Annotated in this window: 33 protein-coding genes and 1 pseudogene; 22 read left to right on the top strand and 12 right to left on the bottom strand. The window is 64.5% G+C overall.

What is annotated here, in order from left to right; translation table 11 throughout:
* A partial coding sequence (locus tag A5481_RS34980; protein ID WP_048437552.1) for a hypothetical protein occupies positions 1-258 on the bottom strand: 258 nt, incomplete at its 3' end.
* Between the two features lie 480 nt (positions 259-738).
* On the opposite strand from A5481_RS34980, the gene A5481_RS22150 reads away from it, so the two are divergent.
* Positions 739-1,389 (top strand): ParA family protein, encoded by a 651-nt coding sequence (locus A5481_RS22150; protein WP_048437551.1) that lies wholly within the window; start codon positions 739-741, stop codon positions 1,387-1,389.
* The gene (locus tag A5481_RS33815) at positions 1,367-1,693 is read left to right on the top strand and encodes a hypothetical protein (protein WP_156312210.1); all 327 of its coding nucleotides are present in this window, start codon (positions 1,367-1,369) and stop codon (positions 1,691-1,693) included. The genes A5481_RS22150 and A5481_RS33815 overlap by 23 nt, the downstream gene beginning before the upstream one ends.
* A gap of 183 nt (positions 1,694-1,876) precedes the next feature.
* On the opposite strand, the gene A5481_RS33810 is transcribed toward A5481_RS33815, so the two are convergent.
* Positions 1,877-2,329 (bottom strand): hypothetical protein, encoded by a 453-nt coding sequence (locus A5481_RS33810; RefSeq protein WP_156312208.1) that lies wholly within the window; start codon positions 2,327-2,329, stop codon positions 1,877-1,879.
* A gap of 452 nt (positions 2,330-2,781) precedes the next feature.
* Positions 2,782-3,006 (bottom strand): helix-turn-helix domain-containing protein, encoded by a 225-nt coding sequence (locus A5481_RS32705; RefSeq protein ID WP_082173628.1) that lies wholly within the window; start codon positions 3,004-3,006, stop codon positions 2,782-2,784.
* Positions 3,007-3,185: 179 nt separating this feature from the next.
* Between A5481_RS32705 and A5481_RS22145 the strand changes: the two genes are divergently transcribed.
* The 8 genes from A5481_RS22145 (at position 3,186) to A5481_RS22115 (ending at position 7,544) form a co-directional block, all read left to right on the top strand.
* Positions 3,186-3,446, top strand: a complete 261-nt coding sequence (locus A5481_RS22145) for a hypothetical protein (protein ID WP_245298652.1) — start codon at positions 3,186-3,188, stop codon at positions 3,444-3,446.
* A 35-nt stretch (positions 3,447-3,481) separates the two neighbouring features.
* Positions 3,482-4,048 (top strand): hypothetical protein, encoded by a 567-nt coding sequence (locus A5481_RS22140; RefSeq protein ID WP_048435058.1) that lies wholly within the window; start codon positions 3,482-3,484, stop codon positions 4,046-4,048.
* 64 nt (positions 4,049-4,112) lie between these two features.
* A complete protein-coding gene (locus A5481_RS22135; protein WP_156311920.1) occupies positions 4,113-4,904 on the top strand; it encodes a hypothetical protein in 792 nt (263 codons plus the stop codon).
* A gap of 11 nt (positions 4,905-4,915) precedes the next feature.
* Positions 4,916-5,206, top strand: a complete 291-nt coding sequence (locus A5481_RS33805) for a hypothetical protein (RefSeq protein WP_156311921.1) — start codon at positions 4,916-4,918, stop codon at positions 5,204-5,206.
* 63 nt (positions 5,207-5,269) lie between these two features.
* Positions 5,270-6,784 (top strand): hypothetical protein, encoded by a 1,515-nt coding sequence (locus A5481_RS22130; protein WP_048435059.1) that lies wholly within the window; start codon positions 5,270-5,272, stop codon positions 6,782-6,784.
* A gap of 3 nt (positions 6,785-6,787) precedes the next feature.
* On the top strand, positions 6,788-7,090 hold the full coding sequence (locus A5481_RS22125; RefSeq protein WP_245238950.1) for a hypothetical protein: 303 nt from the start codon (positions 6,788-6,790) through the stop codon (positions 7,088-7,090).
* Positions 7,087-7,266 carry a hypothetical protein gene (locus A5481_RS22120; protein ID WP_064504305.1) on the top strand — a complete coding sequence of 60 codons (180 nt, stop codon included), beginning with the start codon at positions 7,087-7,089 and terminating at the stop codon, positions 7,264-7,266. Before A5481_RS22125 ends, A5481_RS22120 begins: the two co-directional genes overlap by 4 nt.
* Entirely contained in the window at positions 7,266-7,544 is a 279-nt protein-coding gene (locus A5481_RS22115; protein ID WP_048435060.1) for a hypothetical protein, read from the top strand. Before A5481_RS22120 ends, A5481_RS22115 begins: the two co-directional genes overlap by 1 nt.
* Before the next feature lie 332 nt (positions 7,545-7,876).
* Here the strand turns inward: A5481_RS22115 and A5481_RS33800 are convergent, their stop codons facing one another.
* The 4 genes from A5481_RS33800 to A5481_RS34975 form a co-directional block, all read right to left on the bottom strand.
* Positions 7,877-8,440, bottom strand: coding sequence for a hypothetical protein (locus tag A5481_RS33800; protein ID WP_156311922.1), 564 nt, complete (start codon positions 8,438-8,440; stop codon positions 7,877-7,879).
* 22 nt (positions 8,441-8,462) lie between these two features.
* On the bottom strand, positions 8,463-8,795 hold the full coding sequence (locus A5481_RS33795; RefSeq protein ID WP_156311923.1) for a hypothetical protein: 333 nt from the start codon (positions 8,793-8,795) through the stop codon (positions 8,463-8,465).
* A 218-nt stretch (positions 8,796-9,013) separates the two neighbouring features.
* Positions 9,014-9,871, bottom strand: a complete 858-nt coding sequence (locus A5481_RS32700) for a TIGR04255 family protein (protein ID WP_167350075.1) — start codon at positions 9,869-9,871, stop codon at positions 9,014-9,016.
* A 91-nt stretch (positions 9,872-9,962) separates the two neighbouring features.
* Positions 9,963-10,115, bottom strand: coding sequence for a hypothetical protein (locus A5481_RS34975; RefSeq protein WP_210179218.1), 153 nt, complete (start codon positions 10,113-10,115; stop codon positions 9,963-9,965).
* Between A5481_RS34975 and A5481_RS22105 the strand changes: the two genes are divergently transcribed.
* Positions 10,114-10,455 carry a hypothetical protein gene (locus tag A5481_RS22105; RefSeq protein ID WP_210179217.1) on the top strand — a complete coding sequence of 114 codons (342 nt, stop codon included), beginning with the start codon at positions 10,114-10,116 and terminating at the stop codon, positions 10,453-10,455. The genes A5481_RS34975 and A5481_RS22105 overlap by 2 nt on opposite strands.
* Here the strand turns inward: A5481_RS22105 and A5481_RS22100 are convergent.
* The 5 genes from A5481_RS22100 to A5481_RS33785 form a co-directional block, all read right to left on the bottom strand.
* Positions 10,452-12,446 (bottom strand): phage tail tape measure protein, encoded by a 1,995-nt coding sequence (locus A5481_RS22100; RefSeq protein ID WP_053082433.1) that lies wholly within the window; start codon positions 12,444-12,446, stop codon positions 10,452-10,454. The genes A5481_RS22105 and A5481_RS22100 overlap by 4 nt on opposite strands.
* A 19-nt stretch (positions 12,447-12,465) precedes the next feature.
* Positions 12,466-13,434: a phage protein gene (locus A5481_RS33790; RefSeq protein ID WP_156311924.1), complete on the bottom strand. Its 969-nt coding sequence runs from the start codon at positions 13,432-13,434 to the stop codon at positions 12,466-12,468.
* Entirely contained in the window at positions 13,431-13,757 is a 327-nt protein-coding gene (locus tag A5481_RS22090; protein ID WP_156311925.1) for a hypothetical protein, read from the bottom strand. The genes A5481_RS33790 and A5481_RS22090 overlap by 4 nt, the downstream gene beginning before the upstream one ends.
* Positions 13,758-13,803: 46 nt before the next feature.
* A complete protein-coding gene (locus A5481_RS22085; RefSeq protein ID WP_048435063.1) occupies positions 13,804-14,073 on the bottom strand; it encodes a hypothetical protein in 270 nt (89 codons plus the stop codon).
* A gap of 322 nt (positions 14,074-14,395) precedes the next feature.
* Positions 14,396-14,896, bottom strand: coding sequence for a TraY domain-containing protein (locus tag A5481_RS33785; protein ID WP_156311926.1), 501 nt, complete (start codon positions 14,894-14,896; stop codon positions 14,396-14,398).
* Between the two features lie 165 nt (positions 14,897-15,061).
* Between A5481_RS33785 and A5481_RS22080 the strand changes: the two genes are divergently transcribed.
* The 11 genes and pseudogenes from A5481_RS22080 to A5481_RS34970 all read left to right on the top strand — a co-directional run.
* Positions 15,062-15,277 (top strand): hypothetical protein, encoded by a 216-nt coding sequence (locus A5481_RS22080; protein ID WP_048435064.1) that lies wholly within the window; start codon positions 15,062-15,064, stop codon positions 15,275-15,277.
* Positions 15,278-15,588: 311 nt separating this feature from the next.
* A complete protein-coding gene (locus A5481_RS22075; RefSeq protein ID WP_245238952.1) occupies positions 15,589-15,843 on the top strand; it encodes a hypothetical protein in 255 nt (84 codons plus the stop codon).
* Entirely contained in the window at positions 15,840-16,205 is a 366-nt protein-coding gene (locus A5481_RS22070) for a hypothetical protein (RefSeq protein ID WP_048435066.1), read from the top strand. Before A5481_RS22075 ends, A5481_RS22070 begins: the two co-directional genes overlap by 4 nt.
* A 71-nt stretch (positions 16,206-16,276) precedes the next feature.
* Positions 16,277-19,684 (top strand): bifunctional DNA primase/polymerase, encoded by a 3,408-nt coding sequence (locus tag A5481_RS22065; RefSeq protein ID WP_064504303.1) that lies wholly within the window; start codon positions 16,277-16,279, stop codon positions 19,682-19,684.
* Complete coding sequence (locus tag A5481_RS22060; protein ID WP_048435068.1) at positions 19,681-19,947, top strand: hypothetical protein; 267 nt, start codon at positions 19,681-19,683, stop codon at positions 19,945-19,947. Before A5481_RS22065 ends, A5481_RS22060 begins: the two co-directional genes overlap by 4 nt.
* Positions 19,948-19,957: 10 nt before the next feature.
* On the top strand, positions 19,958-20,431 hold the full coding sequence (locus A5481_RS22055) for a hypothetical protein (protein WP_048435069.1): 474 nt from the start codon (positions 19,958-19,960) through the stop codon (positions 20,429-20,431).
* A gap of 10 nt (positions 20,432-20,441) precedes the next feature.
* A complete protein-coding gene (locus A5481_RS22050) occupies positions 20,442-20,720 on the top strand; it encodes a hypothetical protein (protein ID WP_053082435.1) in 279 nt (92 codons plus the stop codon).
* A gap of 27 nt (positions 20,721-20,747) precedes the next feature.
* The gene (locus A5481_RS22045) at positions 20,748-21,002 is read left to right on the top strand and encodes a hypothetical protein (RefSeq protein WP_048435071.1); all 255 of its coding nucleotides are present in this window, start codon (positions 20,748-20,750) and stop codon (positions 21,000-21,002) included.
* Between the two features lie 11 nt (positions 21,003-21,013).
* Positions 21,014-21,274: a hypothetical protein gene (locus A5481_RS33780; protein ID WP_156311927.1), complete on the top strand. Its 261-nt coding sequence runs from the start codon at positions 21,014-21,016 to the stop codon at positions 21,272-21,274.
* Positions 21,275-21,597: 323 nt separating this feature from the next.
* Positions 21,598-22,005: a Ros/MucR family transcriptional regulator gene (locus A5481_RS22040; RefSeq protein ID WP_048435072.1), complete on the top strand. Its 408-nt coding sequence runs from the start codon at positions 21,598-21,600 to the stop codon at positions 22,003-22,005.
* 146 nt (positions 22,006-22,151) lie between these two features.
* Positions 22,152-22,410 (top strand): annotated as a pseudogene (locus tag A5481_RS34970) (hypothetical protein); the annotation flags it as partial.

The following is a 22,410-nucleotide window of genomic DNA, read 5'->3' as shown; positions in this document are numbered from 1 at the left end:
CATCTCCTCGTCGCCCCAGGCGGGAAGGCCGAGATAGTGCCCCGGCCGGCGAACCATGCCGCACCAGAACCGGCCGGCCTCAAACTCCATCGCAGGGCACGGGCTGCCTTCGATCGCGCCGGGGACGAATTGGCGGGCCACGCCGCAGGGCTCGGCCGCGCAGCAGAAGCCGCACCCGTTACAGGGCGATCCGAACTCGGGCTTGGGAGGCGCCTTGGCTGTGATCGCCTCGACGAGGAGCCACGCGGCTTCCGGCATCTCGCGGAACAGGCTGGCAGATCTCGGCGCAGGCCCGGCGTGGCCTGTCTCATGTTCGAGTGACCGCGCCGGAACCCGCCCGCCAAGTGAGGCGGATCCTAGCACATCGGCAGGGGCGGCCGAAGCGCCAGCGCGCCCGGTCCCCGGATCGGGGGAGCGCGCCGGCCACTCCCCAGCAAGGCGGGGCGAGCCTACCACGGCGGGGCCTGCGGATGAATGATAGCCTGGGCTTTGTTTCATCACGGCGCCTGTAACCCTGCCCCTCTGAAACTTTCGAGAATAACGATTATCGAAAGTTACACGCACCAGCACACAGGTGCAATGGCAAACTGGCGTGCTGGTGTATTAGTTCACAGGCGTGCAGCTACGCCAGCACATCAGCCTGCCAGCGTGCCAGCGTGCCGGCTTAACGGTTCATTGGCATACCGGCGCACAAGGGTGATAGCGTAGCAGTATGCCAACGCATCAGTGTGAGCCGCCATGCGGGTCTTGAGCCTCGTCACCCAGAAGGGCGGCACCGGGAAAAGCGCCCTCGCCGTCAGCCTCGCGGTCGTGGCCGAGCAGGCCGGCGAACGGGTCTGCATCCTCGACCTTGATCCGCAGGGCACGTCGGCGAGTTGGTACGAGACACGCACGGCCGAGACGCCGGCCGTTCTCAACCACAACCAGGCCGGCGCCGTCCCGGAAACCATCGCCCGGCTTCGGGATGCCGGCTTCACGCTAATCATTATCGATACGCCTGGCATCGACAGCCATGCGACCCGCGGCGCGATGCGCGAGGCGGATCTGTGCCTGATCCCCGTCCGGCCGAGCGAGGCGGACGTGAAGGCGACGATGCCGACCGTACGGGCCCTTGAAGGGATGGGGCGGCCCTACGCCCTCGTCATCAACCAGGCGCCCACCAACCGACAGGCCAGGGTGACGGCCGCGGTCTCGGTCCGCTTGAGCACGCAAGGCATGGTGCTGCCAGTGCCGATCGCGTCGCGCATCGATCATCAGTACGCCTACGCGCTTGGGCAAGGCGTCCACGAGTACGACCCGAACGGCAAGGCAGCGGCCGAAGTCGCCGAGGTATGGGCCTGGTGCAGGAAGCGGATGGAGAGCGGCAATGTCGACGCAGAAGAGAAATAGCGCGCTCGACGCCCTGACCGGCGGCACCCCCCAACCGGCAGCGCCCGCTTCCCCCGTTGCGGCCGAACCGACGCAGCCGGCACAGGCAGCGCAGCCGGAAGTCCAGAAGTCCAGTGCTCCGCCTAGCAAGCCTGCGAAGGACATTGCCAAGGTGATGCTCTACCTGCACCCGAAGGTGGCGCGGAAGTTCAAGGAGATTGCCTTCACCGAGGATCGGAAGGCGCACGACGTGTACCTCGACGCCCTCGACGCCTACCTTAAGCAGCAGGGACACGGCGGGCTTGAGAGCGTGAAGAAGCGTTAGCATGCCAGCGTGCTAGTATGACTGCGTACCTTCACGCTAACTTGTTGTTACACCAGTAAGGTAGCTTGTTCAGTGGCTTACGAGCGGCTGAGCCGCTGCTACTCCTTGCGTGCAGCCCGTTCCGCTGGCGCCGTGAAACCTGGCGTCTGCCTTGATCCGGAGAAGGCGAGCCTGCGAAATCGTTCATAGCCAAGTCGCCTTCTCAATCGGAATGTTTTGGAAGTTGCCCTCGCGGAACTCCCGGCCGACTTTCAGCCGGGCAAGCTTCACAGCCCTCTCAACGCTCAGCCCCTCGAAGCAATGCACTAAGGCTTCACCGATCACATCCTCTCGCATGGTGCCGGTGAAATTAACAGGTAGATGCTTCTTAATTTCAGCATACAGTAATTTCGGTTCATTTAGCATTTTCTTAGTAAGGCGAGTATCTCGTGCCGCAGCCCAACGCTGGCGGCTACGAGCGCGATACGCATCGCCCTTCGCAGCTCGCCACTGACGATAGTAGGCAGCGTATTCCTCACGGTGAGTCTGTCGCCACCTCTTGTTCCACGCTGCTCTGTATGCTTTGCCCTTCGCAATCGCTTCGGGGCTATGCGTCGTGTTCGCCAGATAGCGCTTCCGCTGTTCCGGAGTGATCACGCGGACGCGCTTCCCCTCCGGGGTCCGCTCACCCTTTACCCTTGGTTGGATGCCAGCAGCTCGGCGCTCGGCTGCGCGGGAAACTCGCGCCGCTGCGTTTGCTTTCTCGCGGTTGGCCTCTCGCCATCGGCGCTTCGACTCTAGTCGTCGCTGGTGACGTTCTTCGTCCGTCAAAAGTGATCGACGCGGCATCGGACCTCCAGATCATGGAGTTCGGAGCAAGCTAAGATCCTGTTCGGTCGGTCCCACACGATGGACCGATAAGACAGCCGCCGCAAGGGGGAGGATCCAGATAGCTCAGTCGGCAGTGCCAGTCGGCCATGTCGCTAATTTGACAAGCCAGCACTGCCGACAGAGCCCCAGAAAAGCGGATCCTGCCCTAAGCCCGATTTTCAACGCAAGCTATTGATCTAGCTTGATTAGATCCGGCTTCTTTGGCCAAGGTTCGAGCTTCAATGCTCCCCTCGCGTTCCGTCCGCCCGATTGCGGAAGCGGATCCCGGCCCCGCCCCCGTTCTCGGGGATGAACTCTAGACCTGCCTCCTCGAACACCCTCCTAAGCAACTCAAGCGTCGATCTTTTGGCCTCGCCGTTTTCTGCCCTGTTCAGGGTGTTGCGATGAAGGCCGGTTTTCTCGGCTAACGTTGGGTTCGACCACCCAAGAGCCGCCTTAGCCATCCGGATCTGTTCAACGGTAAGAAGGGGCGGGTTTTCGGGTTGGCCCGGGCTCATGTGCTATCGGCACCATTTTAGGGTTGACGGCACCTGCCATTGGCACCATAAAGGTGCTCATAGCACATAAAGCGTCCGGGACCAAGCTGATGGCCGCCACCCGACAGATTGATTGGACTGCTGCGATGCACGCCGTCGCTGCCGATCGCGCCAAACGCCCCGCCGGCTTCCTCGCCGCCCGCGGCCTGATCGCTGCCACCTCCGCCAAGCGCCGGCCCCTCGTCGTCGCTGGGGACTACGACAAGGCCGCGATCATGTCGGCCGCCATCGCCGCCGCCAAGGTCCACCAAGCCCGCACCGGCTCGGCCTGGAGCGAGGCCCTGTCCGTCACCCTCAAGGCCACCTGGGCACTCGCCAAGGCCACCCGCGCCGCCACGACGCACTGATCCCAACCCTGAACCGTCGCCGGAGCCTCACACCCATGCACACCCTCTCCGCCAACGCTGCCGGCACGGAGCGCCGGGGCATCTTCGCCACGCTGCCGGCCATGCTGGCGTGGCCTGCGGTGGCTGCGAGCGATGCCGCCGAGGCGTTCGAGCGGGTGACCGCTCCCGATCCGGTCTTCGCAGCCATCGAAACCCACCGAGCCGAGCAGGTCGCGCTCTCCCGATCCCTCGCCGCTTGCGGTCGAGCCGACGGTGCCCTTGTGAGCCCTGCCAGGGCGCTTGAGGTTCTGGCCGAGGCGGACGCTGCCTGTACCCGAGAGGCCGCGGCCTACGCCTCCCTGATCTCGATGCAGCCCCGCACCGTGGCCGGGCTTCACGCCCTAATCCGCCACCACGCTAGCAACGCGGCCCACCTCGAACCGCACGGCTCCGGCGCCATGGCCTTGCGCGATCTGGCCGCCGCTCTGCCACCCGTCCCTGCCGCCGCGTCGCCGCGTCGGTTCGGCCTGCCGCGCCTCGCTACCATCCTTGGCGAGACTCTGTGTGTGGCGCTCGCCCTCGGCGGCGGGGCAGCCCTCACCGGCTTCCTGCGCCTGTTCTGATCCGGGCCGGCGGTCGCCGGCTCCCCTGACATCGTCGCTTCCTCAAGCCCCGGAGACACCGGTTATGGCAATGCTGACGCTCGCCCTTCTCACCGCCCTTCCGAGCCGCCGCGCCATCGTGGCCGGCGCCGCCGCGCTACTCGCGGCTCCCGCGAAGGTAGCGGCCGCCGCTCCCATCCTGACTCTGCCGGCGCCGATCGCCGTCGCCGACCCCATCCTGTCCGCTATCCGGTCGCACCGCCGCGCCTGGGCTGCCTTCCAGGTTGCCCCCGACGACGAGGCCGAAGACGCCGAGCATGCCGAATACGAGGCCGCCATGCGCCTCCTAGGTACTGCCTGCAGTACCCGACCCGGCGCTCACGCCCTGATCGCGCACCTTCGCTGGTACGTCGAAGAGGAGGCCGCCAACCTGCTGACGTGCGGGCTCGGCGGCTGCGACCTCGGCGACCTGATCCGCGCCCGCCTCGCAGAGCTCGTCCTGTTCGTTCCCGAGGCCTCGCCCCCGACCGTAATCGCGCTTCCGGCCCCGCGCGGCCCGAGCCCGATCCTCGCCGCCATTGAGGCCCACCGCAGCGCGAACCTCGCCGTCAATCAGGCCGTGCGCGATTACGTGCAGGCGGAGGAGGATAGCGCGCCCGACGAACGCCTGATGCTCGCCATCGCGGATCGCGCCAGCGACGAGGAGGCGGCCACCCTCAACGCCCTTCTGACCCTGACCCCGGCCGGCGCCGAGGAGGTGCGCACGCTCGCAACCTACCTCGCCGAGGTGTCGACGGACTTCGACAAAGGTGCGTTCGGTGCGTGGCTGTTCCAGCGGTTCGCCGTGATGATCGCCCACGCGCAGGCTCAGGCGTGAGGGGCGGGCTGATGACCTCCACCCCCCGCCGCCCCGTCCCGCCCGTCGTCCCTCAGTCGCCCGAGGCGCGCAGCTACTTCTCTTCGCGAGCCTACCAGCGCCGCGAACCCGCCCCTCCACCGGGTGTGGATGAGCCCCACGACATCGAGGAATGGGACGCCATCCACGGCGCCTCCGCCAACCGGCCGGACACCCCTCATGTCCGCGCCCTCCGTTTCCTGAACGCCTCCGGCGACCTGCTGGCCGCCCTGATCCTGATCGGTGGCGGCATAGGGCTGATCGGCCTCGCCACGCACCTCTGAAGCCGTCTTCGCCCGACGCCAGCACACCACTTCACTAGTACACTAGCAAACAGGTGAACTGACATGCCGCTGTCCCTGAAGCTCCCCCGCCGCAACCCCGACGCTCCCCGCCCGACTTTTCGTGAGCGCTACGCCGCCCTGAAGGGTTCCGCCGCGAAGGTGATCGGCAAGCCCGCCCGGTTTACCCCGCCGAAGCCGACCGGCGCCGGCACGCCGTCGAAGGCCCTCGCCGCCGCCCTCGCCGCGCACGAGATGGCCTACGGCTATGCCCTCTATACCGAGGCTTACGGGCTGCCGGATGTGGCCGAGCGGCGGCAGGCCGAGGAGGAGGCCTTCCGCGCGCTGCTTCACATGCCGCTGCACTCGGATACGGACCGAGCTGCCTACGCCGCGGCCGTCATCTCGCGGCAGATGCACTCCCTCGGCGACGCCAGCGCGACCGAGCGGGATCACCCGATGGCTGTGGCCTTCCGCAACCTCAGCTTCGGCGAGCACGCCCGGGAGCCGGAGGAGATGCGTCACGTCGGCCGCCCGGTCGAGCCTAAGACCGCGGCCGATCCGATCCTAGCGGCCATCGAGGAGCACCAGGCCGCCTTCGCTGCATGGGCGCCGCTCCTCGATATCTGGAACGACGCAATCATGGGGACGCCAGAGTACGACGCTGCAGAGGTTGCAGCGGAGGGGCCGCGCGAGCGCGAGCGGGCAGCGTTCAATGCTCTTCTGAGCACACGGCCGACCACGGCCGTCGGCCTGCGCGCCCTCGCTGCCTACCTGCCTGAGGCCATGCGCCAGAGTAGCCCGGACACGGACGCCGAAGCGTTGGCGGTGCTCGACGCTTTCCGCGATGCCGCATTGTCCGTCCCGCAGACAGATGATGGGCGGTCGAAGTCGGCCAAAGCCACCCCGGCGCGGGTCGACACCTACGACCACGAAACCGGCCTCGTGACCTACGCTGACGCGGCCGGCGCGATATCCACGCGACCTGCCGCCGAATGGATCGCTTTCATGGCGATGCGCCTGCACCACATCGCCCGGTCCGAGCGCACCCGCCGGTTCAATGCAGAGTGCAAAGGCCTCGATGGGGCCGCCTGCGCTGAGTTGGAAGCCCGGCTCACGCGCGATCTGCGGATCGATGCATTGCATGCGCTTATGTTCCGCTCCGATCAGATCTTCGCCGAAGCCCAGTCAGAGCGTAACGGGCACACCGGGGCCGGGACTTCCGCCGAGAAGGTCGACCTGAAGCCGCTCACCGTGTTGCAGCTCGTGAACCTCCACGAGGCGTATCAGGCAGCTCGGCACCTCTGGGAGGGTGTCGTCGCACGACCTTACAGCGTCGCATTTAGAGATCCACGCGGCTGCGTTCATGCATCCCCGGTGGGTCATTTGGCAGATTTCGAGGAAACCCGTGCGGCTCTCGTCGGAGAGCGAATTATTAGCGAGATTACGAACCGCAGCCCTCAGAATGAAAGGGAGCGCGATTACATCCTGAGCCTGCGCATTCGGCACGAAATTGACTGTGAAGACCGCATCCGTGACGCCGACATGATGCGCGAGATTTCTCAGGCCTGGGGAGCCTGATCCGTGTCGAACGTGGTCACCTTCCCGGCCCGGCAGCCCAGCGCTGCCGGCGCCACCCTGACGCCCGCCTGTCCTGTTCTGGCGCCCGAGATCCGCGAGCACATCGAGCGCGCCATTGAGGCCGCCCTTGAGACCGCACAACGTCTCATCGGCATCCTGGATCGCGCCGACGGAAACCCAGACCTCGAGGACGGCGCTGACGACGAACCGTCCCTCGGCGCCCCGGAGGGTCACGCCTCGCAGATCGTGTGGCTGCGCGGTGGCGACCGCGACCTCGAGACCATCCGCCCGGAGTGCCTGTCATGAAGACGCGCCTGACCATGCGCGTTGCCCTCGCCCTCGGACTCCCGGGTGCCGCTCGAGTTGCCGGACGCTACCGACGCTTGGCGCGCGAGGTGCTGGCGAGCGCCGGACACGAAGCGGGGCGCGGCAACATCATCTCGGCCGCCGGGTTCCTCGTCCTCTGGGTCGTGGGGTTCTGATGCCGACCGCGATCCCCGCCGCCGAGCCCCGTCTGACGCCTCGCCAAACCGCCCGGTTCCTCTGGCTCTGCATCCGGGTCCGCTACCTGTTCCGGCGAATGGAGCGCGCCAGCCTCAGGGTGTCTCGCATCGGGTTCGACCGGGCCGGCGGGCGTCTCCTCTACTTCGCCGAGCGCTGGCTTGCCTGCCACGAGGAGGTCGCCGAACTGCTGCGGTGCGAGGAGCCGCCGGAGGTTGAGGAGGTGCGCAGGTTGTTCGAGGCCTGCCCTAATCTCTGATCCTAATCCTGTTGCGTTGCCCCAAACGCCTCCCCGACGCCTTCAAGGCCGCGCGGAGGCGTTCGGCGTTTCAGGGTTGATGGCCCGTTCACCCTTCCGCGCTATTTCGAGCCTGGGACGTGTTGCGTACCGAGTCCCCCGCCGTGCGGACACGGCATTGCCCCGCCGCGCCTCACCGGCCGGCGGGGCTCGCCACTTAGGCCGCTGCCATCGCTTCGCCGATCGCATGCTTCAGGGCACGAGCTGCGCGGGCATATGAGCCGCACAAGGCCTCCGGGTCGCGTAACAGGCCCTCAAGGTGGTCCCGGTCGATCCCCGGCATCGTGTTCACATCAGGCTTTTTCGGGATCTGCGGCCTCAGAAAGCGGAACGCTTGTCTCTGCCGTGTCTGCCTTCTGATCGTCGTTGCTGGCCTTCTCTATATACTCGTCGAGCGCAACGAGGCTTTGCAGGTGGGGAATTAGCAGCATTCTAATTTTACGCAGGCTCCCCTCTCCGCGAGGAACCGCGCTTTTTATATGTGCATGAGCCGGGTTGGCTTTTTGAGCTTCGTTAGCAATTACTGGCGAGGCTTCAACGCAGAAAGCCAGTTTCCCTTCGGTGTCGACTTCCCCGCACACCGGCCCACAACCGAACCTGGACAGGAACGAGGTTTTGCGTTGCTCCGGGTTTTTTTCGGAGAAGGTTGATGCTCGTTCACTTACTACAGTGAGATCAACAAGCTTTTCTCTATCTACACTATACCCACGCGATTTCAGATCGGTGAGGCTTACCGCAGACGGAATAACGGCTCCATCAACAATGTGCTCAGGGTTGAAATTGAGCCTGAGTAGCCATTCCTCATGAGGAATGGCTACGTTTGGTTCAAGCGCTTCCGGCGCTCCTGCCGCACTCATTCACGACCCGCCCAAAGTCTTATTAAGCGCGAAGAGCAACAATTAATTCGGACGGCAGGGGCTGCTGTATATCAGCGCCATCTTCGACAAACTCGACACCATCTAGCGTATGGCCATAGTACGAGTACATCCCGGTTCCGGAGAAGCCAAGATCTAATGCAAGCCGAGAAGTCTTCCAGTAGAAGTTGATTTCACCATCGTTGGCGAGGCTAACGTGCGGTTGAGCAATATCGCCAAGTGTCTGCAGATGCTGGGCGAACGCCATCGCCTGCTTCACTGTTTCTACGGTAGGGCCGATGCTATCAGGGCCGTCCCAACCTGCCTCATAGGTCGCGAGAGAGCGGATGCGCTTCATGATCGCAGACTCCTCGCACAGCGCGAGCGCCGGCCGGGACTTGAGAGCCGTATCCTCGTACCTATGCGTGTCGACACCACTCGCGGCGGGGGTCGTCGTCGTAAGCAGCGCCGAGAAAGCGACTGCGACGGGTACGCGGTGACGATCAAGCGCGAGCAGTCCGAGGGTCAAAGCGGGCCCGGCCGGCACTGCAGTCCCTGTAGCTCGATGTGCTGCGATCATGCCGCTTGCTCCGATCCCAACCCGATCCGGGCAAGCGCCGACTCGGTCAGGAGGTTCCTCAAGATGCGCTTGTTGCCATCATGTAAGGCTTCCATCAAGCCGGACAATGCGTCCGATCCGCCAGGGGCGCTCGGCACAAAGCCTGACAGCTCGTCTATCTGCTGACTTGCGCGTAGCGTCAGAGTGTGTGTGATCGTTACAGCAATACGCATCGCCCCATTCAAGTTAATTAGTCCAGCATCCAGATTAACTTGATTTAAAACTTCCCTCTCAGGAGAAATATTCTTATCGAACCATCCCGTGTGACAATGCCAGCGAGTTCCAGACCTAAAGGCATTTTGATTTAAATAGCATGATTTATTGTTTAATAACGCATTTACATCGTACAGCTTAGGGTCTCCTTCGTATATGAATTGGTCGACCCACCGCATCCCAATTCCCGTCAGAAAGGCAGGTGCGAGGGATATTTTAGCGAATGCTTTATTTATGAATGATTTTTGCTCTGTCCATACTTCGTTCCAGGATGAGTAATTATATCGCGATACTTGAATAGCATCCTTCTCTATCGCTAGAGTTTGAAAAAGAGTTCCATCTGGGTTGAACCGACTTAAGTGTAAGCCGGCAGCTTCATTTACCTGTGGCGATCCAATTTCTGGTTTATTATTGTTGTTTTGAACAAATTGGACCTTCATTAAATTTAATATTTCCTGATTTGGGAAATCATCCTTAAGATCATCCTTTAGAGAAATCAACGACGGCATGGCATGCTCAAGCGATGGCGAAAACTCGAGGAAAATCGTCTCCTCGACAATCGCGTGGTCAGCGTGCGCGGGGCGGAAAAATGGCTCGGGCATGGGTATGTGCATCTGACTTGGAGCTTGGCGCTATCTCGGATGAGACAGCACCAAAAACCGGTGGAGAACACCTTAATCCCTCTTGTTCCGTTCACGAAGTGCGCCGCGCGAGCGGCATGGCTCGCCAGCGCGGGTGCGCGCCGGCATGGATGGCGGATCGTTGTACGCCGACCTCGACAGAGGCGCGGGCGATCCCCATACCTTCACCGGCCGATGCGACGCTGAGGTGCGCGATGCGGTTCATGTTCGTTGCCTTGCCTATCCTGATGTGCTCTCCGGCTGTGGCGCAGGAAGTGCCGAAGGCCATGCGCGGGGTTTGGGCCGCATCAGGCAACGATTGCGAAGCCTACTACCAGAACCGTGCCGCTCCCCCGACCGGAGACAACCTGCTCGTCATCTCGCGTTCGGAGGTCCGGGGGCGTTCGTCCGCGTCGGTATCTCAGGCCGGCGCCGGGGCATTCCAGACCAACGGCTCGGGGTTTGAAGGCGTGAGGATGAACTATCGTCTCCGCAACGGGCATATTCTCGCGGAGACAATCGGTGATGCCCGTGCGGCAGGGCTGTTCCTTCGGTGTGCCGACTAGCGCACCGCCCCTTGAGCGTTCCGCAAGCTGAACTCTTGGAAGCGGGTTAGAGCGCGGGTTGTCGCGGCGGCGGTGTCTGTCGCCGACCCGGCGCCCTGGACGTTGACGGTGATGTTCTGAGGCATGTTGAGGGTCTTCGATGACGAGTTGTCGGTGTTGCTCACACCAAGCGGCTGTTCGGCCGCTCCATGGGTTCGCGAGAAATCCATTTTACCCAACGCGGCGCTGAGGCGGTTCCAATGGCCGTGATCATTAGCGATGACTTCCGCATCGCTGACATTCGTTGCCTGTCCTATAGGCCGGCGCTCAGGCGCGGCGCCTGTGCTTCCAAGGAAACGCGCCACGTTGGCAGCTTCCGTTCGCTGCATCTTCTCCGCATGGGATCGGACGGTGCCGTAGCCGTCGCTGCGATCGTACAGCCCCGGGCGACCCGCGCTGATGGTGCTGTATAGATCCAACAGCCCCATGCCTGGCTTGAAGCCGCGCGACTTGAGAAACCTTACAACCGCGGGAAGCTGCTCTTTGAAATTTTGCTTGTCGTTCGCGCCAAACTGATCACGTTCGCTTTTTCCGAACTGGATCAGCCCCATGTAGTTACCGCCCTTCCCACCCCATACGTTCGGGCGGAACTTGCTCTCGTAGCTGATGACGGTGGCAAGATCCTCCGGTGAGGTGCCAAGCTCCTTGGCGGCCTGCCGCAACGCATCGGCGTTTTCGCCCGTGAAGTTGTAGTTGGTCTGATCGGCCTTCGCTCCCCGTTCCGCACGAGCTCGCATCCCCTTGCCGGGACTATCACCACCGAGCCACGTCGGCATGGTCCTACGCCACCATCGCCCAAGACTGCCCTGGTTTTCCTTCCCGACATCACCCATGGGGTTCGCGTCGAGGGCGCCGCCCGTCGCAGGATCGGCACCGCCGCGGGCCACGGCCTTCGGTAGCTGAGTTGCCACTGCCACGCCCGACAGCGCCGCAGCGCCGCCAAGCAGCACGGCGGGGTTGAGGCCCATCCGCAGGAGCATGGCGGCCCAGCCTGCCCCAACGCCCGTGAAAGCGGCCAGGATCTTCACCAGCCACACCGTTGTCAGCCAAGTTGCGAAGACCTCGAGTCCACCCTGCAACCCCTTCTCGCCAGTGATAGACGACGTGATGTTGCCGAGGCCCGTGACGAGCGGGGTGATAGCGTCGACCACCTTCATAAAACCAGCCGCAAGCGCCATAGCAGCCTTACCGGCGTTCTCAATCCATACGCGGATTTGGTCTGGGTTCTGTTCGATCCAGGCCCGCAGTTTGTCGATTATCGCGGCGATGGCCGGCACGAAGTCGGTCAGCAACTTCTGCGCGACGACCTCAGCAGACATCTGCAACGATCGGAACGACTGCATCAGGGCAGTCGATTTCCGAGCGGCGTCCTCGCTATCGAGCCCAACGCGGCGGGTGGTCTTCTCGTACTCTTCCTTAAACCGCTTTAGCCCGTCGCTATTATTGCGCAGCGCTCGGAACGTGTCTTCGTCAATGCCAAGCGTTTGAGCGTAGGTGTATCCGATATGGTATGACTGCTTTCGGAACACCTCCCCGAGGTCAGATAGGATATCCGTCGTCTCGCGGAGCTTGCCGTTCTGGCGCGTGGCGACGCCAAGCGACCTCACCAACCCCTCATAACCGGGGTTCGTCCGCATCTGCTTGGCGAACGCCTCGACGGACGCTAGAGCACCCTGGTAGGATCCTCCTAGCTGCGAAACGGCGTAGGCCAGCCCTTTGAGGTTGTTGATAGACGCGCCGGCCTTCTGCGAGACGTAGGACAGCCCCTCGAACGCACCGGCCACCTTGAGGGCAGCAACCGTCGCCGCAGTCGCCATAGCAGTCAGGCCCGTCGCCAGCCCGGCCACGGCAAGCTCTGCCTTCTTCAAGCCCTCCATAAACCGCTTCTTGCTGGCCTCGTCCTCGCGGTACCCGATTGAGATCAAAAACTGCTTGAGGATATCGTCTGCCATGACTGGACCTTTCTAAGATTTAGTTCTGGCCGGCCATGGGCTCGCCGAGGGAGATGCCACGCTGCGCCTGCGAAATCGGGATGCCCTTGTTGCTGCTCAATGCTACGCAAGTTGCAGTCGTGTACCAATCGCTGCTACGTGTATCACCCTGATGATCGACGTACAGCACCTTGTAGAGACCATCGACCGTCACATCAGGAATGAGGGTATTTGTGACGGCTCCCGTGTAAGATGCGTCGAAAACCTGCCGATCTATGCTGTTTTGATCGATCTGAACAATTGCTCCGACCACAATGCGCGGATTGAGCAGCGTCCGCACGACAATGCCGCCGATTGTCTGCTGTGGGCGGCCAATCATTCCGGTGCGGCTGTTGAGCACTATGGCGCCGCCGGGGAGTGTGCCGGTATTCTTGACCATCTGAAATTTTCCATTCTGAATGCTCGGCGAGCATTGAGTGGCAAATGCAATGGTCCGAAGCTTATCCACTGCCATGCCAGTGAGAACAGCACCGCGGGGGAACCGCTTTGATCCTAGATCAGCGATGAAACCAAGTTCGACACCGTGAGGCTGGAAGGCTTTGAAACATTCCATGACTTGATCGCGATAAGTATGCCCTGCCGCCAGCGCCTTGTTGACAACACCATAGTTTATAGCCGTGTCTGCGTCGGATGCCAGGCTGAACACGAAGCTATCGACGGGGCTGTCTTTGCCAGTAAAAGTCTGGATGATCTCGCCCTTGAATATTAATCCGACATTACCTGGATAGCCCGCTGATAGGCTGACCTTGCCAAGCTCCTTTAGAAATTTAGCTTCGCTCGACTGCGCGAGGTTGTATACCTTAATGGCGGCCCGGTTCGGCGACATCTTATCGCCGTGCTCCACGCTGAAACTGAACCGCAGCGTGGAGCCAGCCTCGCCGCCAATTGTGATGGTGTCGCTGCCCTTCTCGAACGTGAGTTCAGCCGTGCGGAGGTACTGGCGGGTCACGCGGCCTCTCCATCGTCGGGAGCATGCGGGCCGAGGAAGGCGTCGCGCAGCACGCCGCGCTCGCGGATCACCTTGAGAGCTGCGAACAGGGCATCAGCAAAGGTGTGCGCGTCAGGCAGGGCGGCGGCGGGGAATAGCTCGCACTTCACCAGGGCAATCTCGGCAACGGCGGCGCCGGCTCGGAGCGCGACGACCATCGGCTCGGCTTCGTCGCGCTCGGCGTGCAACAGCAGCACCTCCAAGCCGCCAACCTCGCCCATTCGGCAAATCTGCGTCATGTCCCGGCCGGACAGACGCGAAGGGAAGTGCAGAACGTCACTCATAGCGGGCCCGCCAGGAGGACCCACCAGCTTGGCGTGGGCGTCCTCATCAAGTCACCAGATCAGAGACCGCCGCCGCGCGGATCACTTCATCAAGGACGGCGGGAGCGATGGCGTCATCATCTCCGCCGCCGATCAGGAAGCCGGCCACGCTGAACAGGGCGATGGTCGCGACCACGTCCGGATCCGCCGGCAGTCCGACGCGCTTCAACACGCCTTCAACGGCCGCCATGGCGCCGGCCATTGGGCGGGTATCCATGACGCTGGCGGGTTCGACTGCGGCGAAGGCCTCGCGGGCGGCGTCTGCACCGTCGCTCATGCGGCCTGCCTCGTCGCCGGGGCAGCGCCGTTCGGCGGGGGCTCATCGGGATCAGGTGGAGGCTGCGGCTCGCTACTCCTGAGACCTGCGGCAAGCGCAACACGAGCGGCGGCGGAAAGCTTCACGCCAGATGCGCGAGCCTCAGCATCAAGCGCTGCCCGCATAGAAGCAGGCAGTCGAAGATTGATCACGTTGTCACAAGCGGCTCTCACGGAAAATTCTCCGCACAATCACTGCATGAGTGAACCACGGAAATTCCGATTGTGTTACAACCTTATATCCTTTGCGTACCCTGCGTCCTTTGCGACAGGGATTTTTCAACTCAATCTTCGAGAAGCCGAGCCGCACCGCCGTGTATCAACTTCTCACCACCAATCTTCTGTGACAGCGGGGGCGGTAATTTCCTAAACACATCCGTGATTGCGCCGAGAACTGCTCGCTCTGCCTCGCGACGCGTCTCGACATCTTCCCGTATGGATTTTCCATTCTTCTCTTCAATGCGCTGAATGTGTTCGGCTGGAATGCGCCAGAGAGTAAAAAGATCATCTCCTCCGCATGACTCAATCAGCGCGTCTGCGCTTTTTTCAATCAATTCAATATTTTTGTTGAATAGCCGCTCAAGCGACTGAACGTACACGTTCAGCCTTTCCATGATGTCGTCTGAACCATCCAGCGACTTCTCAAGGCGAAACTCCATCTCTTGCGCCATCGACCGACCGGAGGCGTCGGCGGCTGCGGTCAGCTTATCCCGCAGCTCGGGGGTTACCCGCGCCTGAATGGGGAAGCGCGGAGCGCCGGTCTTGTCGTTGGGGCGACGGGCCATTGCGTCCTCTCCGTCTCTTACGTCTCCGCAGCAAATATCATTCGGTCCGCCGTCCCACAAGGCTGTTTAAGCAGCATATGTGCTTTTGGTTCACCACAGCGCTTGCGATACATCTCGTACCGCGCTAGCTTGTGCAGCACTGGTGCTTTGAAATTGGAGGCTCGGATGAGCGTCTTCAGCGAAGTGGTGAAGCGAGCGCGCGAAGGCCGATCGGTGAAGGTGCCCGACCTGGCCGAAGCCAGCGGGTTCTCACGAAACGCGCTCTATCAAGCGATCAAGCGGGAGGAGGTGGGTTCGATCCGGTTGGGTCGGGCGACTGTCGTCCCTGCGCATGAGGCCTTGCGGCTGCTCGGCCTCAAGCCCGAGAGCATCGCCGCCTGATCTTCCCGCCGCTGGCGGGCGCGGCCTGCTGGCTATCCGCAGATGCTCCGACGCGCAGACAAAAAAGGCCCCGCAACGGGGTCACCGTGCGGGGCCTAAAGGTCAAAAATCGCTGTGACCGTACATAAGCGCGCCGCCGTAAATCGGCAATCTATTTCGCACATCGACCCCGCTATTCCTGTTTGGGGTGTCGACGACGCTCGCGAGCTGCAGGTTCGGACGATCGCCCGCCGCACGGGGCATCCGGTCGAAACCTCTCGCGCGTTGGCGGATCTCGCCTTTTCCCGGGTTGATCGCTGGGGGGCGCGGGCATGAGCCGCCTCGTCGCCGCAGAGACGGCGCCCCCTTCCTTTCATGGTACTGATACGCCCGTGTTTGAGGCGCTGGCTGAGGCGCTGATAGCTGCCCAGACCTACGCAGGGGCGGCCGCGGATTTTGCCTCCATCCACGACCGGCGCGGGGCCGCCTACGGCATTCGGTGCGCCGCGGCCTGCATCGCAAGTGCGGCTTCCATCCTCGAGGAGGTGAAGCCGGCGCCCCGCTCCAAGCCTGGTGCGGCCGCATGAGCCGGATCCCCACCAAGATGCGCGGCATCATCTTGGCGTGCCGGGAGAGCGACGCGGCGTTCTTCCGCCGGCGCCCTGATCGTCACCATCGCGTGCGCCTCGCCGCGCACGCCGAGATAGCTCTCGCCCGTGCCGAGGGCGCGATCACGGCTCCGATCCCGGTGGGCGTTCGAGGGTTCGTGGCCGTCGAGCGCCAGCCCGACGAGGCGTTGGCCTGGGCCCTCGGGTTCGAGATCACGCACACCAACACGGACGTGGACGAGCGGACCGCGCACAGCGCTTTCCGTCGGTTCCAGGCGCATGACGACGCCACGCTCCGCGATCTTGCGGAGCGTGTTCGGACTGGAGGCGCCACCGCTTGACGGTCGCGGTGCCCCCGCCCTCCGGTGTCTCTGGGCTCACACCTACGCAGGTCCGCAGCCAACTCCTGAGGATGGGGTGGCCGTGCGTCCTCCCGATCGTCGCCCACGACAACACGAAGCACAACGGACGGGGCAAGGCTCCGGGCATCCGCCGGTGGGGTGAGCGTGCTCTATTCGAGGGGCCCGGCACCTCCACGGCGGACCTTGCCGACTGGGAGAAGTGCGAGCGGAAGTGGCCCGGGACCGGAATGGCCTGCGGCGACATCGTCACGATCGACGCCGACTTCATCGTTGAGCCGGACATGGCCGACCGGGCCCAGGCCCTCGCGTTCGAGGTGTTCGGCGAGACCCCGTTCATCCGTCAGGGGCAGGCCCCGAAGGTCGCCCTGGTCTACCGCGCCGCCGAGGCGATCCCGAGCGTCCACCTCAAGACGGCCGACGGCTCCGGCGACGGCATCGACGTGTTGAGCACGGGGACGCAGTTCGTCGCCTACGGCGTCCACGCCAAGACCCTCCGGCCCTATTCCTGGATCGGGGCTGAAACGCCCCTGACCGCCGGGCCCGATGCGGCCCCAGAGATCAACCAGGCGCAGGTTGACGACTTCCTGGCGCGCCTTGGCCGCGTCGTCGAGTTGAACGGGACCGGCGGACGGACGGGACGGGGCAAAAGCGGCGGGACCGGCGGCGGGCAGATCGTCCGGGATGAGACCGGCCGCGTGGTCGACGGGCGCGAATTCCACCTGACCCGCACCGTATACGCTGTCGCGCTCGCGATGCAGGATGAGGGCGCCGAGATCACGGTTGCGTCGCTCGCCGGCCGGGCCTGGGAGGCGTTCACCGCCTCGACCCTGCTGGATGATGCCCGCTGGTCGCCCGAGGCCGCCCGGGTGAAAGCCGCGGCGCTCCTCGACCGGGTGCGCCGCGGGTTCGTGACCCTCGCACCGCAGCCCGCGGCGCAGATGCCGGCCGCGGCCCCGAGCTACCTCGACCATCGCAAGACCGTCGCCGAAGCGGAGGCCGAGACCCGTGGCGTCGTGGATGCTTTCTTCGGGCAGCACGTCCCCGCCTGGAAGGCCGACCGGGAGGCTTGGGAGGTGAGCGCCGAGGAGGCGAAAGAACGCGACCAGGAAGCGCCGGCCGAGCCCTCCCCGGTATCTTGGGCGGCCCGCGTTGAGACCGCGATCGGCAAGACCGCGCTCGCCATCGCCGGCGCGGCGCAGGCTGCCAAGGGTGGTCAGCGCATCGTCTACGCCGCCCCGATGCACTCGCTGCTGGCCGAGCTACAGGAGCGGTTCGCCGCTCAAGGCGTCGAGGCCCGGGTCTATCGCGGCTACACCAGCGCCGACCCGGACGCGGAAGATGCCGCGATGTGCCTCGACCTGCCGGCGATGCAGGACGCGCGCGACGCGGGCGGCTCTATCCGGGCGGCAGTGTGTGAGCGGCGGGTGGACGGCCTGCAATACCTCTGCCCCTTCCACGCCCTGTGCGGAATGCAGCGGCAGCGGCAGGCCAAGCCGCAAGTCTGGCTGATCCCCCACGCCCTGCTGTTCCAGTCCCGCCCCTCGTTCATCCCGAAGCCCGACGCCCTGGTGATCGACGAGGGGTTCACGATGGGAGCCCTGCCGGACAAGCCGGCGCGCATGTCGCTCGACGCCATCGAGCAAGCCCCATTCGAGCGCGACGATGACGGTAGCGTCTTCAGCAACGCCGCCAACGACCTGCAGAGCGCCCGCGGTGCCCTGCTCCGAGCGCTCCGGGCTCACGACGAGGACGGCCCCCTGAGCCGGGAAATCCTGCTTCAGCGCGGCGTCACCAAGACCGTCGCCGCCAATGCCTACCGCCTTGAGTGGATGCGCCAGAGAGAACCCGGGATCACGCCCGGGATGCCCCCGAAGGCGCGCAAGGCAGCTGCGGCAGCGGTTGCCGCCCACAACAAGGAAATGCGTCTCCTTGCCGGCCTCTGGGCCGAGCTGCGCACGTTCCTGGAAGGCAGCGCTGCCGCCTCCGGGCGCCTCTATCTTCGCTACGATCGCGAGGCCGAGTGTCGGGTGATCGAACGCCGCTCCCTCGGCATGGTCCGCACCTCGTGGTCGGCCCCCGCTCTCCTCCTCGACGCCACGTTGCCCGAACCGGCGCTGCTCGCCCCCGTGCTCGGCCACCCCGTCGAGGTGCGCGCCGACATCACCGCACGGTGGAGCCCCTACGTCCGAACACGCCAGATCGTCGGCGCGCCGGTCACCGCCCGCAAGCTCGGGATCATCGAAGGAAAGGAATTCGACATGCCCCGCCGGTCGGTGGTTGACCTGATGCGGCTGATCCGGCTGCGCGCCGCGCTGGCCTTCCCCCGCATCGTGGTCGTGATTGCGCCCCAAGCCCTGGTGGCGAAGCTCTCGGAGATCGGGCTGCCGGAGAACGTCGAGACCGCCCATTTCGGCGCAGTCGCCGGGATTGATCGGTGGGCGACGGGGGGCGGGCTGATCTGCATCGGCCGGTTGCAGCCCGGGCCGCGGATCGTCGAGCCACTGGCCGGCATCATCACCGGCGAGGTGACCGAAGCGCTGCCCGAGGGCGAAGCGGGGAGCGCCTGGTACCCGCGGACCGAAGGCGGGATCCGACTGGCGTCGGGCGCGACGGTGAAGGTGGAGCACGAGCGGCACCCCGACTCCGTTGCCGAGGCGCTGCGATGGCAGATCACCGAGGCCGGACTGATCCAGGCCATCGGTCGATTGCGTGCCCTGCGGCGCGGTCCCGACGCCCCCGCCTTCGTCGACATCATCAACGACGTGCCGTTGCCGCTCAGCGTGGATGCCGTCGTGTCGTGGGACGAGGCGAAGGTCGGCGCCTGGGCCGAGATGGCGCCCGAAGGCGTGCTGCTCGAAAGCCCGGCCGACATCATGGCGTGCTTTCCGGAGGTAGCCCCGACCCGCCAGGCCGCCCGCGAGGCGCTTCCGCCGACGATGGTTGTAACGTCTATAAGGGATATAACTATAGACGTTACAACCATCGTCACGGCGGGCCAGAACACCCCCGGAACGGAGGTCTCCGGCACCCCTAAACACGTCGGGGCCATCGTCAGGCAGGCGACCTACAAACGCCGCGGGCGCTACGCCCCGGCCAAGGCGATCCTGCTCCCGAACGCCCCGGCGGATTTTGAGGGCTGGCTGTTCGACCGGCTCGGCGCGCTTGAGTGGGTGAGGATCGAAGAGCCGGAGCAGGCGCCCCAGGCTGAACCCGCCGAAGCCTCGAGCCCGCCCGCGCCGGCGAGCGCCCTGCCGCTCCGCGCGGCCGACTATGACCCCGAACTCGTCACGCGCTTTCGGTGTGTGGTCGACGTGCCCGCTGCCGAGCGCCCCGCGCCGGTTCGGGCCGAGGTTGTGCGCTGGACCCTGCCGCCCGACGCCAAGCCGATCCGGTGGGCGCCTTCGATCTGGGCCATCCTCGCGACCGCGGCGCCGATCCGATTGGAGGCCGCGGAATGATCCCCGAGCCCGACCGCTGGGGACCGTTCACCCCTGGCATCGATGCCCCTGAGCGCATCGCGCGCTGCCGCGGCCTCGAAGCGGTGATCCACCTGACGACCGGCCCACGCGGGCAGGAAGCGGTTCGCCTGCTGCGCCAGGCCGAGCGGGATCCCGCCGCGCTCCCCGCTGCCGCCCGGGCCATCAACGCCATGCAGACCCCGGACAAGCGCCACGTCTGGGCGAGCTACGCCGCCCTGAACAAGCCCCATCCCGCAGCCTGAGGCATCACGCATGTTCGTCACCACCAACGACGGCAAGATCGTCAACCTCGACCACATCGTCACGGCCGAGGAGCCACGCTCCGGCATCGGCTTCTCCGTGATGTTCGCGGATGGGCGGAAGGAACGCCTCCTCCTTCCGGTCGCGGACCTGGACGCCCTGTGCGGGACTATCGTTCCGGCCCCGCCCGGCTTCGCGGTGTTCGAGATCTGCGTTCCGCCCGTGGCCGAGGCCGCTAAGGGTCTCGTCTGTCTCGACCCAAAACCCATCATCGCCTTCCGCGTCTTCGCCGCGACCGACCGCCCGGTGCCGATCACCGCTGATGGCCCCGTATCCTCCTCGAACGGCTGGACCTTCGCCGTGCGGGGCCCCGAAGGTCCGTGGGTTGGGCCTGATGGCGACTACACCCACGCCCGGGACTTCAAGGCGGCGTGCGAGCGCGAGCTTGCCGACACTGTCGCCCGAGCCGCTCGCAAGGCCGCGTGAGGATCACGGCATGGCCACCCCGCCCCGCAAGCCGCAGGACACCGCCACTGTGACGGCCGCAGTCCTGTCGATCCTCTCGGCTCTAGCCGGCGCCCCGGCAGGCTCGCCGGCCGCTGGCGCCTTCGTCTCGGCGCTCCGCCGCCGCGGCGAGGATCTGGCCGGCCTCGGAGGTGTCGAGGCCCTTCGCGAGGCACGAGCTGCAGCCATCGCCGCAGATCCCGCCCACGCCGAGACCCGTGCCGGTCTGATCGATAGCGCCTGGGCCACCGTCCCCGGCTGGACTGCCTGACCGATCCCTACCCCTGAGGAGCACAGCATGAAGTCCAACACCCGCAAGCAGGTTGAGGCCGAGATCATCCGCACCATGGCGGAGGCGCAGGACGCTGGCCTGGGAGACGGCATCGAGGCAGCCCGCCGCGCCTTCCCAGGCGTGCCCGATGTGGTCCTCTACGAGTGCTGGACCAATCTGGACACGCAGCGGACCGAAGCCTGGTGGCAGACCATCGAGCGGACGATTGACGTTGAGGTGATCCGTAGTGCGTTGCAAGCTACAGGCCAGACACCGACTTGAGGAAACCAGAGATGCCCAACGTGATTACGTTCCCTGGAAGGGTGCGCGCCATCGACAAGACCTTCCAGAATGCCGCTTTACGGGCAGGGCTGGCCGAAGCCGAGCATCGCGGCATCACGCGGGCTCGGCTTCAAGCTGTTCTGACGACAGAGCAGGACCGACAGTTCGTGAACTACTATCTCGGTATGCTCGGGTCTGACAAAGAAGCTGAACGCGAGTGGGGCGCGCTTGCTCTTTCCCGTCTTCTTCACGCCATTGGAGGTGAAGCATGAAAATTTACGTCCACAAGCCGCAGGACGCCACCACCATCACGGCTGGGTCCTTGTCCCTCCTGATGGCTCTGGAAGGCCTCCCTGTCGCTGTCGCTACTTCACCGAAGCACGCCCGCGCGATCGACGCGGCTTGGTCGACCATACCGGGCTGGGCTGCCTGAGTTGCGAGGTTCATCGTCGGATAGCCACCCGCGCCACAGCGACCGAAAGCCAAAACTACAACTTTGTAACGTGTTAGATGGTCACTAAATCTTGTCAGATCATGCATTATTAAATACCATTACGCCCGTATTGACATTTAATGTCCAACTTGGAGCCAGTAAGTGAGTCAAAAAGACAATTCTAATTCATCCCTGGTTACCCTCGCCGCCGACATCGTGTCCGCCTACGTGACAAGAAACAGCGTGCCGGTTGGTGATCTGCCTGCGCTGATTGCCTCGACGCACTCGGCTTTGACTAAGCTCGGCGGGCCGGCTGAGCCCGCGAAGGAAGAGCGTCCGACCCCGCCAGTGCCGATCCGGAAGACGGTGACGCCCGACTACATCATCAGCCTCGAGGATGGCCGTCAGTACCGGACCCTGAAGCGTCACCTGGCTGGGTGCGGTCTCACCCCCGACCAGTACCGCCAGAAATGGGGCCTGCCGCCGGACTACCCGATGGTCGCGGCCACCTACGCCGCCCAGCGCTCCGAGCTCGCGAAGAGCATCGGGCTGGGCCGGAAGGCAGCCTGAGGGCGGGGTAGCTACTCAGGCTCAGGCGGCGCCGACTATGTACCGCCTGAGCCTACAGGAGCACCCCCGTGCCTCGTCCTCCTGGTCGCCCGCCCCAAACCCCGCAGCAGCCGGCCGACAACCGTCAGCAGGTCATTGACGCTGCCGTGGCCCGCGTCGTCGAGAACATCACGGCCAGCTTGAAGGCCATGGTCCCCGAGCACGCAATCCGCCGGTTGATCGAGCTTGAGGTTCGCGCCGCTGTGCAGGCCTTGCCGCCGGTCATGGTCGAGCGGGCAGCTCCGCCTGAACCACCGTCGCCGCAGACAAGACCTGAGCCGAGTCCGGCGCTGGCGCCTGATCGGCTGACCTACCGGGTTGAGGAGGCGGCGAAGCTTCTCGGAGTTAGAGCGTTTTCAGTTTTGG

Origin of the sequence: Methylobacterium platani, assembly GCF_001653715.1 — a bacterium.
Classification (GTDB): domain Bacteria; phylum Pseudomonadota; class Alphaproteobacteria; order Rhizobiales; family Beijerinckiaceae; genus Methylobacterium; species Methylobacterium platani.
This window is presented reverse-complemented; position numbering and strand designations above follow the sequence as displayed.